The 14,973-nt window shown below is 59.1% G+C and carries 7 protein-coding genes and 1 pseudogene; 1 reads left to right on the plus strand and 7 read right to left on the minus strand.

Translation table 11 applies throughout. The annotated features are described in order from the left end of the window. Positions 1–590 precede the first annotated feature (590 nt). The 6 genes from QWI18_RS01620 to QWI18_RS01645 form a co-directional block, all read right to left on the minus strand. On the minus strand, positions 591–926 hold the full coding sequence (locus QWI18_RS01620; protein ID WP_369318017.1) for a hypothetical protein: 336 nt from the start codon (positions 924–926) through the stop codon (positions 591–593). After that, positions 923–5,542, minus strand: a complete 4,620-nt coding sequence (locus tag QWI18_RS01625; RefSeq protein WP_369318018.1) for an RHS repeat-associated core domain-containing protein — start codon at positions 5,540–5,542, stop codon at positions 923–925. Before QWI18_RS01625 ends, QWI18_RS01620 begins: the two co-directional genes overlap by 4 nt. Continuing rightward, complete coding sequence (locus tag QWI18_RS01630; protein ID WP_369318019.1) at positions 5,539–8,379, minus strand: type VI secretion system tip protein VgrG; 2,841 nt, start codon at positions 8,377–8,379, stop codon at positions 5,539–5,541. Before QWI18_RS01630 ends, QWI18_RS01625 begins: the two co-directional genes overlap by 4 nt. Before the next feature lie 493 nt (positions 8,380–8,872). Continuing rightward, positions 8,873–10,222: an APC family permease gene (locus QWI18_RS01635; RefSeq protein WP_369318020.1), complete on the minus strand. Its 1,350-nt coding sequence runs from the start codon at positions 10,220–10,222 to the stop codon at positions 8,873–8,875. Between the two features lie 305 nt (positions 10,223–10,527). Further along, positions 10,528–10,752 carry a DUF6555 family protein gene (locus tag QWI18_RS01640; RefSeq protein ID WP_192131449.1) on the minus strand — a complete coding sequence of 75 codons (225 nt, stop codon included), beginning with the start codon at positions 10,750–10,752 and terminating at the stop codon, positions 10,528–10,530. Positions 10,753–11,143: 391 nt separating this feature from the next. After that, complete coding sequence (locus tag QWI18_RS01645; protein WP_369318021.1) at positions 11,144–11,458, minus strand: hypothetical protein; 315 nt, start codon at positions 11,456–11,458, stop codon at positions 11,144–11,146. A gap of 430 nt (positions 11,459–11,888) precedes the next feature. On the opposite strand from QWI18_RS01645, the gene QWI18_RS01650 reads away from it, so the two are divergent. Next, on the plus strand, positions 11,889–13,844 hold the full coding sequence (locus QWI18_RS01650; RefSeq protein ID WP_369318022.1) for a putative bifunctional diguanylate cyclase/phosphodiesterase: 1,956 nt from the start codon (positions 11,889–11,891) through the stop codon (positions 13,842–13,844). Positions 13,845–14,209: 365 nt separating this feature from the next. Here QWI18_RS01650 and QWI18_RS01655 read toward each other — a convergent pair. Then, a pseudogene (locus tag QWI18_RS01655) lies at positions 14,210–14,401 on the minus strand (helix-turn-helix domain-containing protein); the annotation flags it as partial. Positions 14,402–14,973: the final 572 nt, after the last annotated feature.

The raw sequence follows: 14,973 nt of genomic DNA on the forward strand, positions 1-14,973 counted from the left end.
AGCCGTGAACGTTGCTCCAGCGGTAATTTTTTTCAATTGAGCCACGCAGCGCACATTATGTTGGTATGCAATCTGACTCAGCACGTCTGCCTCCGCGAGCGAGTTAAAGGGGTCCGTCCCCTTTAGCCTCTCTGTACTGCTGGAGTATGCTTAAGACGAAAGGCCTCGTGTATTAGAACTTCATCATCTTGCGCCCCACCTTCTAAGCATCTGTATTGTTTGGTGCCAATTGCAGCCCTCAGCAACTCGTATAAATTCGGGGAACGAAAGCCTACTTCGAGCCAGAGTGAGTTAGCGTCCTCTAGCGTTAGTCTCACATCATAAGCTGCTTCACTTTTCACACTCAGTTCTTTTAAGTAAATACATTCGCCAGTCGCACCAATATATGCCGTACTGGTTTTCACCGAGTCAAGGACATGGCGAGCTGAAAGCGAGTCCTCGAATACTAATCTGAATTCATAGCTCATAATCCGTGTGGTCTCCCCCGGACAATAAGTAAATCTTTAGGGTACCGAATACCAATATGGTACTAGTTCAAGGGGTCCGTCTCCCTTAACTAAATGGGGTCGCCCCTCTCACTTTAGACATTGTCATCGGTTGATAAATATTTCAATGTCGTCAAGAGCATCCTGAGCTCTACCAGCCAAGGTCGTGTGATTAAGCTTTTCAAGTAGCACCGGCATGACTAAAGATTTGTCGATTACTTTGTGCATGCGGGCAACATGACCTATGCATGTCAGTGCCAGTCCTCTGACGCCCTCGTCGCGATGATTCTTTATTGCTTCTATGCACTTGAGCTGAATCCATTGCGGATCATCAATGTTAAAACACAGATACATAAGAGCATCCGTAGTTACCGCCGCATCTTCCGACCGCAACATAACATCGAGCTCCTCTTGGCTATATGGGGGGGTGGTTGCGCTCATTTTTTGATCTTCCCTTTGCCTGTTACCATGCCAGCTTTTCTGAATGCCGATTGTTGTTCGTTGTGCAAATCGCACCAACAACGTACGTGCCCATGAAATTCTTCGTCTCCATTTGGGTAAGTTTCGGTCCTATCCAGCACGACGAACTCCTTATTCTCTACATCTACCCCGACTCGTCTATGGGATGTTTCTTTAACTTGAACTGAGTTATCCAGCGCTACTTGGCCGTTAGTTGGCGCACGGCTTTTAACTGCATTGTCTGAGGTTCCGTGATAAGGAGCATTCTTGAATATCCGAGCTAATCCTAGAGGATCGATCCAAGCCGTAGGATTCGGCACGTACTGGTATAGGTTTAGCCCACCACTGTAGCCAATCGGGTCCTTGCTGATAAACCGCCCGACCCTTGGATCATAGTACCGATGACGGTTGTAGTGCAGCCCGGTTTCGTGGTCGTGGTATTGGCCCTGGAACCTGATCGGGTTGGTCAGGCCGACTTGTTGGGCGAACTCCGAACGGTTTTCCTGTGCTTCGCCCCACGCTTTGTATTGGGCGCTCCAGGCGGTATTGCCGTTTTGGTCGGTGATTTCCTGGGGCGTGCCGAGGTGGTCGCATTGGTACCAGGCCAACGCATCAATCGGCAGCGCCACCGGTTTGTAGTTCCAGAGCGGGTCTTCTTTGAAGTTGTAGCGCCCTTCGTAAGTGGGTTGGCTTACGAGGCGGATGGTTTCGTGGCGGATGGCCTGGGCCACCGGGACGAAAGTGCCCGGTTCATGGATGTAGTGGACGGTGCGGCCGAGGGCGCCGGCGTATGGCGGCGGGCTGCTTTCCCAGGCGAGGGTGTCGCCGTCCCAGCCGTACAGGGTGAAGCCGCAGCCGAGCTCGCGCTCTTTACTGGCGTGTTCGTTTTCGTTCCAGCCGGTGCCGGCTTCGGGGCGCGGTCGGTAGTGGGCTTTGGAGAATTTGTAGAGGCGACGTCCGAGAGGGTCGTAGCCGAAGTCTACGGTGAGGCGCGGATCGCAGAAGTGCACCAGGCGATCGAAGAGGTCCCAGTGCAGTTCGCTGCGCAAGCCGTTGGTCCAGCGCTCGGTCTGGTTGCCACGTTCGTCGTATTCGTAGTGGTTGCCGGCGTAGTCGCGCAGCAGGTTGTCGATCAGCTTGTAGCGGACAGGCTCCGGATCTAACGGGCGGCGGACGGGTGCTGCGCTGTCGTCGAGCAGGTTGCTCGCGGGGTCGAAGGCGAAGGTTTCCACGCCCAAGCGGCTGGTTGCGCTGAGCAGCCGATTGACGGGGTCGTAACGATACGAAAGCGGGCCACGGCGGCTGTCGTTGATGTCGGTGAGCTGCCCGGCAGCGTCGTAGCTGTAGGTGCGTTTGATGACGGTGGATTTGTCGTCTGCTCGGCCCAGTAATTGTTCTTGTAGGCGTCCCGCCGGGCCCCAGCTTTGGGTTTGCAGGAGTTGGTTGTCCTGGTGGCGGGCGACTTCGCGATGCAGGTCGTCACGCTCGTAACTGAGCAGTTCGTGCTCGTCGAGCTTGAGGCCGAGCAGATGGCCGCTGCCATAGGTGAGCCAACTGACGCGGTTGCCGTCCGGGCGAATGGTGGCAACGCGGTTGTTGAGCGCGTCGTACTCGTGCTGCCAGACGGCAACCAGTGGTTTTTCCAGATTCGAGTAATGCTGATGCTCGCGCAGCAGGTTGCCAGCCGGGTCGTGAAACCATTGCAGTTTGCTGATGGCGTTGGTCGCCATGACCAGATGGCCATTGCCGTCATAGGCGAAGGTTTCGCTTTGGGATTGCTCTCCCAGCGTGGCGCAGCGCTCTGTCAAACGGCCCATGGGGTCGAAGGTCAGTGCGATCGAGCGCTGGCCATTGATGGTTTCGGCCAGACGCCCCGTTTGGGGATCGTACTGATAGCGGGTCGAGCGACCGTCGAAACCGCTCTCTTCCAGCAGCCTGCCCACTGGATCGTAGTGAAAGTGAGCGCGGCGTTCGTTTTCGTTTTCCAGCGCCACGAGGCGCCCCAGTTTGTCCCAGCGGTAACGCAAGGTTTGCTCGGCTGCGTCGACGCGTTCGGCGATAAATCCTGCAGCGGTGTAACGCCAGGTGGTGCAGCGTTCCAGGCCGTCGGAGTGGGCGAGCAGCCGACCTTCGGCGTCGCGGCTAAAGCGTTCTTCGGTTTTGTCCGGGTGCTTGATCAGGACAAGCTGACCCGCTTTGTATTCGTACGTGGTCCTGTGCCCGGCCGGGTCAGTGAAGCGAACCATTTGGCCGCGTTCGTCGTACTCCCAAACACTGACCTTGCCCGAGCAGTCGGTGTACTTAACGAGTTGTCCGGCGTCGTTATAGGCCAACGCTTTTGTATTGCCGTTGGCGTCCTTGATCGCAGTAGGAAGACCAAACGAGTTGTAGGTGTATTCGGTTGTGTTCTCTAGCGGGTCGATCGCCTCAACCAGATTCCCGCGAAAGTCGTAGTCCCGTGTCCACAAACCGCCCTCGCCATCGCTGATCTTGATCAGGTGGCTTTTATCGTCGTACGCGTAATTCATGACGCTGTGATCAGCGCGGGTGTGCTCGGTCAGATTACTCAGCTTGTCGTAGCGATAGCGGTCTGTACTGCCATCGGTATGGACGTGGCGAATGATGTTTTTTGCAGCATCACGGAAGAACCATTCCGAACGCCCGTCCGCATGGCAAATGCGATAGGTGTAGCCAAGGCTGTCGTAGTAGTGCCGGGTTTCGTGGCCCAAAGCATCCGTGACGTAGGTCAGACGGATGTTTTCATCCCACGTCAGCCGAGTATCAAAGCTGCCGTCATCGGCCCATTCACGAATGGCCTTGGCGTCGGCCCCCGTGCCTTGCCATTGCAAGTTCAAACCGCGATTGGTGCGGTCGGTATAACGAGTAATCAGGTGGTTTTGATACTGGTAGTGCCAGGCCGAACCGTTTTCGTCCTGCGCTAAAGTGAGATCGCCAGAAACGTCGTATTGATACGCGCACAGTTGACGTTTGACTTCGCCATCACGTATTTCCCAAAGGCCCGTCAGACGCCCTTGATCATCAATCAAAGTGCCAAGGCGAAGATGGACTTTGTTTACATCTTTCTCCGAGTAAGCCACCAACTCGGAAAGCACCAATCCCCCACCGTGCCGATGCTCGTAATGCAGCATCACCCCAGCGTCGTTGGGCAAAACCTTGTTGATCAGAACAAAACGACCACCCCGCCGAACATAGGTTTCCCTGTGCTCAAGCCCACGTATCAACAACAGCCGATCTTTGCTGAGGCGAACAACGGTCAGGTTTTCAATGGCGTTGAAGTGAAACAGCTTGACCTTGGGAAGAGGGAATTCATGGCTGCGACCGTCGGCATCGTGGAAGACCAAACCATCACCCACACAATCAAACCGCGTGGTAAACGGCGTGATCCAGCGTGGGCCGATAACGCCCTCATCGAAGGCATCCAGACTGGAGCAATAGGTCCGCGTCCACTCAATCGGAAAAGGCCCCGGCAAGCTGAAGTCCGTATGACTAGCCGACTCCGTGCCCGTTGCAAAACTGATGCTTTTCGCCGTCGCCGCACAGGCGCAATTCTTCCGCTCGTTAGGCCGGGCCTTGGCAGGTTTCTCGTGCTGAACAACTTCGAGCTTGCCTTCACCCGCCCGGCGCTTGGCCTGATTAACCATCCCCGGCTTGATGTTGAAAGACTGCCCATGCCCGTTGCGCGCCCGCCAGGTGACCACCGCACCCGCCAATGTCTGCAGCAACGCCCCAATCGAGTTCTGGACCCCAGGATCCGCCAGACCATTAATCTGGGTCCGAAGCTCCGAGCCCATGGCACGCAGCGCTTTGGCCTGCCTGCGTACCGGGTCTTTCAGCACCTCAGGCACAAGATGTTCGACGGTGCCGTTGACGATGTGTTGGCCGGCAGCGATGTAAACGTCGGCAACCGCGATGAAGATATTGGAAATCGCGCCTTTGGGATCGTAGTCCCACTGCTGGCGCCCCTCGCTGATCAGCTCCACCGCCTCAAGCAGATTGCCCTCGGCATCGAGATCGCCATTGATCACGCTCTCCAGACCCTTGGCGATCTCGTTCAACACGCCTTCGCCCAGTTTCCCCGCAGCGTCGAGAATCCCGGGAAGCTTGCCCTGCGCCTGGGTCACGAAGTCATCAAGCGTCCCAACGATGTCCGCATTGAGATGCCCAATCAGCACCTCAATCAGCGAATCCCCAAGCATCAACTTGCCCGCCTGACGCATCTCCTGACGCACCAGAAACAGCGTCGGTCGCAGGCTCATCCGCGCTGCCGCCATGGTCGGCGGCGTCGGCAAGACGCCAATCAGATTGATGCCCAGACTCACCCAATCCAGCGGATCGCGCGTCTCACTCGTCGCCAGCCGAACGATGTCATTCAGCGCATCAACCAGCGCCATGATGTTGCCCACCACCGGTAGAAAACCGGCAGCGCTCTTGATCCGCTCAAGCGAAACAACCCCGCCGCTGATGTCCTGCAGCCAGGCATCGACATTGGCCGCGCCAGCCCCAACGTCCTCAAGCTGAATCAGATCAAGCGGAACGATCGCCACCTGAGCATCGCGCTCCCCAATGCCCGTACTCATGAGAACTTCTCGCCGGCCAGCAGGCCCGACACTTCAAGCAAGTCCTCATCCACCGTCAGCACTGGCAGGCTCGGAAGCTTCCCGCTTTTGATCACCCCGCTCAGAAGGCCTGAAGCGATCGGCAGAGCCGCGGTCGCAAGCGGCGGCAAGCCCAATCCCGCCGCCCCGGCGTCAACTGCAGCCGTCATGACGTGCGCAACATCCCAGTTCTTGGTCGGCAGCCCTTCACCAACCGCCGCGTCTAACGGCGCCGGAGCCTCGCCCGCACTCGGCGGCAGGACCGGCCATTCGGGAGTGCCGATAAAACTGCCGTCTGCCCAGGTGTCGGCCGGGTCCTTGCCGAAGGCCACCCTTCCAGGCCCGGGTGCAGCGCCGGGAACCGCCGCGAAACCCTTGGCATCAAGCGAGCCTTTGAGCCGCTGGCCCAGAGCATCGATCACCTCGAAGCCGCCACCCTGAATGCCTTGCTGACCCGCGTACTGGTTGAACAACTGAAGGTCGCCCTCGCCCGGCTTCGGTGGCTCGGGGAACACGCCAGCGAGGTTTTTCGCCGCGGTGTAGGCAAAGTTGGCGGCGTGGGCGGTGTACGGGCCGGTGGTGACGTGGGTGATGCCGGCGGCATTGTAAGTGGTGGCGCTGCCGCCGCCCTGAATCACCAGCTCGGTTTTGGCGGTGAGGGTGATGCGCTCGGCGTTGGCGGTGATGTTGAGTTTGGCCAGCAGGTTGATGCTGTCCTTCAGGGCGCGCACGTCGATGTCACCGGAGGCGGCCACCAGACGCCAGCCGAGGCTTTGCACGAACAGGCGCATGCCCTGGCTGGCGCTGGCCAGCAGGCGTTTACCCACGGAAAAGCTGGTGTGCCCCGTGCTGCTCAATGCCAGGTGTTCGCCAGTGGCGATGTGGCTTGAACGCGGCGTGGTCAGGGCGATGCCGGCCGGGCTGGCGAGGACCAGATGGGGTTCGGTGAACTCGGGAAACTCGTTGGCACTCGTGTTCGCCGGACCGCTGCCGAGCACGCCCTGGTGCTGGGCGTGCAGGGCTTTGGCGACGTCATCCTGGTCGCCGGGTTCCTGAGCCTGCACCGCCTTGGCCTGCAGCGCGAAGCCGTCCTGCTGATCGGCGGCAGTGGCCAGGCGTTCTGCGGTTTCCGGCAAGTCCTTGTGGTGCCTGGATTCGTTGGGACGCGGCTCGGTGGTGATCAACAAGCCCGCAGCGGCCCGGACCGCACCATGGCGGTCGGTGCGCAGCTCGAAACCTTCGCCTCTGGGCTGACCGCCGGCGGGCCGTGGATGGGTCAGGTAGCCGAGGTTGATGGCACTGGCGCCGTGATCGCTGCGCAGGGCAATGCTGATCTCGCTGGTGGTGTCGTCGATGCGCAATTCGTTGGCGCGGCTGCCCTTGTATTCCTTGCTCTTGACCGTGGTCACGGTCTTGAAATCGGGCAGCTTGTACGGCGGCAAGTGAGCGCCGTGGTACAGACAACCGGTGATGAGGGGCTGGTCGGGGTCGCCTTCGAGGAAGGTGATCAGGACTTCCATGCCGACCCGCGGCAGGTTGATCGCACCGAAGTTCTGGCTGGCCCAGTTCGAGGCCACGCGCATCCAGCAGCTGGTTTTGTCGTTGTGCTGGCCTTCGCGGTCCCAGAAAAACTGCACCTTCACCCGGCCGTGCTGATCGCAGTAAATCTCTTCGCCTTCGGGGCCGGTGACCACCGCGCTTTGGGTGCCCAGCACCTTCGGTTTCGGGTGCTCCAGCGGCGGCCGGTAGTGCACGTCCCAGGGCGTCGCGCTGAAACGGTTGCGGTAGCCCTGATGGAAGTCACTTTTCAGGTCGGTGACGTCGCTGGTGATGACTTCTTCCAGCACCTGCGGCTGTTTGCCCTCGTGGAATATCTCGGTGAGCAGCCACAGGTCATTCCACAACGGATTGGCGTGCCCGGTCAGGGCAAGAAAATGGCCGCTGACCAGGCGTGGCTGATCGCTGCTGCCCTCAGCCACCCGATAGTCGCTGCGGTGGCGCTCCAGGGCGCGATGGGCCAGATGGCGGCCACGTTCGCGATCGGCGAAGCGGCCGGGGTAGTCGTAATCTTCGAGGTCCGGGATGGCCGCACTTTTGGCGCTGCTTTCCAGCTGGAACTTCGGTTTGGTGAAGTCGTAGTCACGCCGCGTGGTGCGGCTGGTGCGGGTGTTCATGCGCAGACCGAAGCGCTTGATCACCTGGGCGTCGGCGACCAGTCCGGTGTCCTGCTGATAGAGCACCGGCGCCAGTTTCGGGAATACCGTCTGGTCATCGCCGAACACCAACAGATGGCCCTTGGCGCTGTGCTGGAAATGAAAGTGAATGCCTTCCTCTTCGCACAAACGCTGGATGAAATGCAGGTCGGATTCGTCGTACTGCACGCAATAGACGCGCTCGGGATAGGTCGCGCCGAGCTGGAACCGGTAGTCGATGGAGAGGATGCCGTGCTCTTCCAGAATCTGGCTGATGATCTGCTGCACCGTCATCTGCTGGAAAATGCGCTGGTTGATCCGGTGGGCCAGGTACGCCAGCTGCGGCCGCAGGGAAATCCGGTAGCGGGTCAGGCGCTTGCCGGCATCACCCTGGGCGATGCTGTAGGCCAGCCCGTGGACCCCGGTGCCATCTTCGGCCAGTTGCAGAAACGTCTGCCCGTGCAGCAGGCTTTCAAGATCGAGCGCGGCCTTTTCGCTGACCAGCTCCAGCTCGAATTCGAACGGTTGGTTGAGGCGCTCCCGGCCGGTGAAAGACAGCACTTGAAACAGCGTGTCCTGCCCATTGAGGGTCAGGCTGAATGGGGCTTGGTTGGCCGGTGCGAACATCCCTTGTTCCTTGTGCGCTGAGGCGGCAGACGTCGATGCAAAGGAGGCGATCAGCGGCTGCGAATGCGTGGAAGGACAGCGAGCCGCCAGGGGTCGGCGGTGCTCTCCGCGGTCTGGGAATCGCGATCAATCAGGGTTGTTCGCGTAACCAGAGGACGACGGAGATATCAAGGGCCGTGCCACAAGGAGCGCCGCCCTTGTGCCACAAGGGTTTGCGGGGGATTTTTGCGGGCTTGGGGTGACGTCGGGTTAAACGTCCCGGGGAATGTGCGCAAGAAGTTGCGCACCCCTGCGCAACTTCTTGCGCATTCCTCCCCACGCCACAAACGACGCCCCGTGCAGGGCGCTAACCAGGCAGTCAGGGGCGGCCCGCTGCGCAACTTCTTGCGCATGATGGCGATGGGGAATGACCGGGAAGTTCAAGGTGCGGAAGGGTGTTGGTAGATGCGGCAGAGATCGGCAACATTGCGTCGCCGATCCCCATGGCGCCAGATCAGTACTCGGCGTCGGCGTCCACCGTATGGGTATTGAACGCAGGCCGTGTTCCGCCCACTCGCGCAAGGAAATACAGCGCCACCCCCACCAGCATCAGTGCCCCGGCGCGCAGCCAGGTTTCGGCGCTTTGCTGGGTCAGCAAAATCAGGCATGACACGATCGCCAGAACCGGCACCCAGGTCGGCACGCGGAAGTGGTCAGCCTCGACGGTGTCCTTGCGCAGGACCAGCACGGCCAGGTTGGTACTGATGAACACGAACAACAGCAGCAGGACCACGGTTTCCGCCAGTGTTGCCAGCGAGCCGGTCAGGGTGAGGATGATCGCGACCACTGTCGTCGCGACGATGGCCACCCACGGCGTCCGCCGCTCAGGCAGCACATTCGACAGCGCGTTGGGCAGCAGACCCTGGCGCGACATGCCATATGCCAAGCGGCTGGACATGATCATGGTCAACAACGCGCCATTGGCCACGGCCACCAACGCAATGAAGGCGAACAGCCGCGGAGGAATGCCGAGGTTCGACGCTTTGACCACTTCCAGCAACGGTGCCGAGGAATGCACCAACTGCTCGATAGGCATGACGGTGGCCGCCGCGATACCGACGCCCATGTAGATCGCGCCGGCGATCAGCAGCGCACCGAACAACGCGCGGGGGTAGACCGTGCGCACGTTGCGCACTTCCTCCGCCAGATTGGCCGAGGTCTCGAAGCCGACGAACGAATAAAACGCCAGCAACGCCGCGCCGAGCACCGCAAACGCCGGGTTGACGCCCTCCTTGAATTGCACGGCGCGGGACAAATCACCGTCGCCGGAGCGGAAGAACCAGACCGCCGCGATGATCACCAACAGCAGGCCCGAGACTTCGATCACCGTCATCACCAGGTTGGCGGACAGCGATTCTTTAATGCCGCGGGCGTTGAGCAAGGCGATGACCACCAGGAAGATCAACGCGACAATATGGGGTGGCAGGTCGATGAAGGGCGCCATGTAATCGCCAGCGAACGCCAGCGACAACCCTGCGGCGCTGGTCACGCCCGCTGCCAGCATGCAGAACCCCACCAGAAACGAGATCAAGGGCGATTTGAACGCCTTGCCGGCAAACACGGCTGAAGCACCGGCGTGAGGGTATTTGGTGACCAGTTCGGCGTAAGAGCCTGCGGTGAGCATGGCGAAGCACAGGGCGATGAGCAGCGGCACCCAGATCGCCCCGCCCACTTCACCGGCGATGGTCCCGGCCAGGGCGTACACCCCGGCGCCCAGCACGTCGCCGAGGATGAACAGCAAGAGCATCGGCCCGGTAATCGCGCGTTTCAGTGCTGGGCTCGGTTGTGGCGGCTGCGATGTCATGGGCTGGCTCCGGCGGTGTGGCGGGGTTCGGGACTTGAGTCTAAGGCTGACCCGATTGGACGCCGGAAGTTTTGGCTGTGGAAATGTCGGAACGATCAGCGGTGATCTTAAAGCGGTGAAAGATTAAGACCACTCATCTCTTCCCGACTAACGCCGGTCCTGCACGGGAATTTTCCACAGAGGACCGCCTATTAGCCTGGAACAGGCAGGCAAGTTTCAACGGGATCTAACAAGGTTCAAGGGGCGGCTTTAGTTAGATCGCGCGCCCTTCAATCAACACGTAGCCAATGGGGAAAACATCTGAATCAAGCCGACTTCCAGCTCACCGCATCGATGCCCAATCGCTCGGCCTTGGGCTTGGAGAGTTTGATGGCTCTGTCACTCCGGTACTTGGGGATGTCGGCCACTCCAGCGTCCACTGCAGCCCAGTGCCACGCCTCAGCGTTATCCATTTGCCTGGCGCACACGTAGAACCATCGTGGCTTGCCATGGAAAAGGTATTCAATGCGGTAGTGTTGGGTATGTTGCATGGTCTTGATCTCGTTCACAGGGTCGATTTCGTTGTTTGGGTTCCATCTGGGTGGACGACTGACTCACCGCGCAGGGTGGAGCTGCAGACCAGGCATCAGTCTGTGGCAGCTTCTTCTAAGGGGATGACCGCATTGAAAGTCTCCATTATCGAGGCCTCAGGCTTTCAAGGGCGGCTGCAGGCCGCGTTATAACCGGGACGCTAAGAACATTGATTCAATGCCAATAAAACAGGCCATACAACGGCCCGTTAAAAAGTTGACCGTAGTTGGCTGAAGGATGTTCATCGTGAATTTGAAATTTCGAGACGAGCGGTTTAATGGCTGTTTCAACGCGTTAGTTGATCTAGCGCACCCACCAAAAAGATGTATTAAGTGCGTCGGCGGACGCTAATCATTCATTCGAATAGTTTCGGATATCAGCAATTAACGGCAGGCCGTCGGAGTCACCTGCGGCAATACGCTCGGCTTGGTCACGTCCCCTGACAAGCCCTTGCTCGACGGTCCATCCGGACGCCGGAAGACTCTCCAGATGTTCCACCACCCTTTCGCCATCAGCGGCATAAACGCAAACCATAACGTCAAGGGTGTCGCCATTGGCCCGCGCCCGGACCTCCAGCTGACAGCCATTCTCCGCCGCTTCGGTATAGTTCTCATCACTCGCTGGTGATTGCGTCCACTCGTTATAAATATCGCCGCGCGCAAACATGAACGTGTCCCTTTTCCTGATCGTTATAGAAGATGGTCAATAGCATTGACTGGGGCGGCAGCGAATGATTCAGCGACCCCGTCAGATCGGCGCGCCGTGTTGATACGGGCCCTGTCGTCGCTTCGTGAGTTGCGCCGTTCGTCAGCCGAGCCATGGTCAGGCTGAACCCATCCACGCGGACATCCGTTCCAATGGGTAGGCCGTAGCAACGCAACTCGCCCCGTAGCAAGTTGCCTCCCCCTACGCCCCACTCTTAAACGCAGGCCCGGCAGCCAAGAGCCCACGGTGATAAAACGCCCGGATGGCAAGCACCACGCTGTTACAGAATCTCACCGCGCCGCCGATAGCCCGGGACAGTCATAACGTTTTGCAGCGCTGCAAGTTGTGGGGTGGTCGTTCTTTTGAAATTGCGCGCGTTGGGTCCCTATTTATGAAATTCCCGTCTTTAGATCGATTGAAAGCGCTGGTCTGCGTCCAGCGAGACAATACGCGACTGATGGAAGCGCAATACATCGCGCTGTCCAGGCAGCTGCCGATGATGTACGTCATTCTGCTGATCAACACCCTGGCTCTGGCCGCCACCCATTACGGCGTCGCGCCGCTGTGGCTGACGGTGTACATCCCGCTGTTGCTGACCCTGGTGGGTACCGTACGCGCGGTCCTCTGGTGGCAGAGCCGCAGTCAGACCCTGACCACCGAGCAGATCTTCAAGAAACTGACCCGCACCAATCAGGTCACTGTGGTCATTGCGTTCGGCTTTACGATCTGGGCGCTGTTGCTGTTTCCCTACGGTGACACCTACACCAAGTCCCATGTGGCCTTCTATATGGCGATCACGGTGATCGTCTGCATCTTCTGCCTGATGCACCTGCCCTCCTCGGCGATGATGACCACGGCGGTGGTCAACATCGCCTTCGTGGCGTTTTTTGCCAATGCCGGCAACGCTACCTACACCGCCATGGCCGCCAACGTTTTCCTCGTCTCGCTGGCGATGATCGTGGTGCTGCAGAACCACTACGGCGAGTTCACCCGGCTGGTGAACATGCAGATCCGCACGGAAAAGCTCAGCGACGACAATCAACGGCTGGCTAACGAAGACAGCCTGACCGGCCTGCCCAACCGACGGCAGTTTTTCACCTTGCTCGATCGCGCGCTCAAACAGGCGCGGCACGGCGACACGCGGCTGGCGGTGGGGATGATCGATCTGGACGGTTTCAAGCCGATCAACGACTCTTATGGCCACGGCATAGGCGACAAGCTGTTGCGTCAGGTCGGCCAGCGATTGCGGGCGTTTGCCAGCGAGCAACTGCACGTGGCCCGACTGGGCGGCGATGAGTTCGGGCTCATCATCGTCAGGGCCGGTGACGAAAGTGAGTTGATCAAACAGGGTGAGTCGCTGTGCCGCGCCATGCGTCAGCCCTTCGTGATCGGCGATATTCACGTCAGCATCAGCGCCTCCATGGGTCTGGTGGTGTTTCCGGACCTGGCGAGCAACTCGACCGAGGCGTATGAATTCGCCGATTACGCGCTCTATACCAGCAAGCGCGAAACACCTGGCGAGCTGTGCATTTTCTCGCCGAGTCAGCATCAGCGCCTCAAGCGCGACATGCTGACCGAGCAGGGCCTGCGCCAGGCCAATGTTGCGGAAGAATTCACCCTGGTGTTTCAGCCGATCGTCGACATCCGCACCTCCAAAACGGTGGCGTTCGAAGCGCTGGCCCGGTGGGTGAGTCCAAAGCTGGGCAGCGTCGCGCCGGGGCACTTCATCGGCGTGGCCGAGCGAATTGGCCTGATCAACCGACTGACGCCGCCGCTGCTTGAAAAAGCGCTGCACGCGGCGCAGTTATGGCCCGCAGATGTCCGGCTGGCGTTCAACCTGTCGGCCCACGATTGCTCGTCGATGGACGCTGTCGAACAGTTGATCAAGGTGATCCGCCAGAGCGGATTCGACGCCTCGCGGCTGGACCTGGAAATCACTGAAACCGCCGTCATCAAAGACCTCGTTCAGGCACAACGGGCGATCAATGCCTTTCGTGAACTGGGTTGCGGCATTTCCCTGGACGACTTCGGCACCGGCTACTCAAGCCTGAGCCAGCTCCACGCCTTGCCGCTGACCAAGCTGAAGATCGATCGCTCGTTCATCACCGACATTCACCAGAACGCCGCCAGTTTCAAGATCGTCAAATCATTGCTGGCCCTGAGTCAGGACATGGAATTGCAGTGCGTCAGTGAAGGTGTTGAAACCGAGGCGGAGCTGGAGGCGTTGCGGACCCTCGGCTGCACGCTGGTTCAGGGCTACCTGTTCTCCAGGCCGATGCCCCTTGAGCAGACGCTGGAGTGGATCGGCTCAACGCCGAGCATGCCCGTGGCGGCGGTTGTTCTGTGAAATCGGCCTGGGAGGGCAACAGCGGCGCTCATCGCTGCTGACAGGAGGGCACCGGGCGTTGCCGATCAGGCGCTTTGCTGGACTTTCATCATGGCCAAGCCAATGAAGCGGCGTGAGTCTTCCTGGAAGTCCCGCACCTGGGCGGCAAATTGCTCTTCGCGGGTGTCAACGTGGCGCGTGCTGAAAGAGGTGGCGACGTCGGCGATGACCTGGGTCGTGTCGTTGAGGGTCTGGTGCAGCGTGCCCAGAATGCCCACCGCATTGCGATTTGAAATGATCACTTCGCGGTTATTGCTGGGGAGCGTTCTGCCTGAAGACGTCTGATCCTCGGCATCCAGTCTGTCCGCAGTGCCCAGCAGGGTGTTGCCGGAGAACAGATAATGCATGTCGACGCCAGCATCACAGACGCGCTGAAGGTAATCGGCCTTGGGTGAGCGATGGCCACTTTCGTAGTGACCCTGGGCGTTGGGTTCGACGCCGCCAATTCTGGCGAACGCGATTTGCGTCAGCCCCAACCGTTTGCGTTCTTTTCTCAAACGCGATCCAAGCTTTTCCATGAGCAAACTCCTGCTGAATTCACGCCACGCGAGGGAGCGGTGGGTGCAATGGGGGGCTGGAGTGCGAGCTTCCTGAATGAGCGAAATAGCCTCGTACGGTGTTAACTCACCACCTTACAGCCTTTGCAACATCAGCGAACAAGTATTTGGCCGGCACCTCGATCATCGGGTACCGAGACTGAGCCTGCCCCCCTGCCCGCCGTCGTGAAATATAAAACGCAGCACGTCCTTCAGCGTTTGCACATTCAGGTGAATATGCGCAACGAGATCCACCCAGTCCCGACAGCCACAGTGGCGCTTCAACTAATCGACTGTAACGCGCAAACGTTTTCCACTCGTACGAGCACATTTGCGCAAACCCGCCGACGATCGGTAGATCGACATCTAACTACAAATTTCTGCCGAAGGGTCAATGGCTTACGTCATATCCACTTCGTCATATCGTTAAACGTCAAAGTATTTTCCATTGATCTCGAATAGATCCGATCTAAATTATTGGCAAACAGCGTCACGCCTAACAAGAAACAAAGCTGCGCCTGACTCGATGAATCAGGTGGCTGGTATGACACGCC

The organism is Pseudomonas sp. W2Oct36 (assembly GCF_041060465.1).
GTDB classification, from domain to species: domain Bacteria; phylum Pseudomonadota; class Gammaproteobacteria; order Pseudomonadales; family Pseudomonadaceae; genus Aquipseudomonas; species Aquipseudomonas graminis_B.

Excerpts from the sequence above, each read along its gene's own strand:
- QWI18_RS01635 (WP_369318020.1), bottom strand. The coding sequence starts at position 10,222 with ATGACATCGCAGCCGCCACAACCGAGCCCAGCACTGAAACGCGCGATT.
- QWI18_RS01620 (WP_369318017.1), bottom strand. The coding sequence starts at position 926 with ATGAGCGCAACCACCCCCCCATATAGCCAAGAGGAGCTCGATGTTATG.
- QWI18_RS01640 (WP_192131449.1), bottom strand. The coding sequence starts at position 10,752 with ATGCAACATACCCAACACTACCGCATTGAATACCTTTTCCATGGCAAG.
- QWI18_RS01630 (WP_369318019.1), bottom strand. The coding sequence starts at position 8,379 with ATGTTCGCACCGGCCAACCAAGCCCCATTCAGCCTGACCCTCAATGGG.
- QWI18_RS01645 (WP_369318021.1), bottom strand. The coding sequence starts at position 11,458 with ATGTTTGCGCGCGGCGATATTTATAACGAGTGGACGCAATCACCAGCG.
- QWI18_RS01650 (WP_369318022.1), top strand. The coding sequence starts at position 11,889 with ATGAAATTCCCGTCTTTAGATCGATTGAAAGCGCTGGTCTGCGTCCAG.
- QWI18_RS01625 (WP_369318018.1), bottom strand. The coding sequence starts at position 5,542 with ATGAGTACGGGCATTGGGGAGCGCGATGCTCAGGTGGCGATCGTTCCG.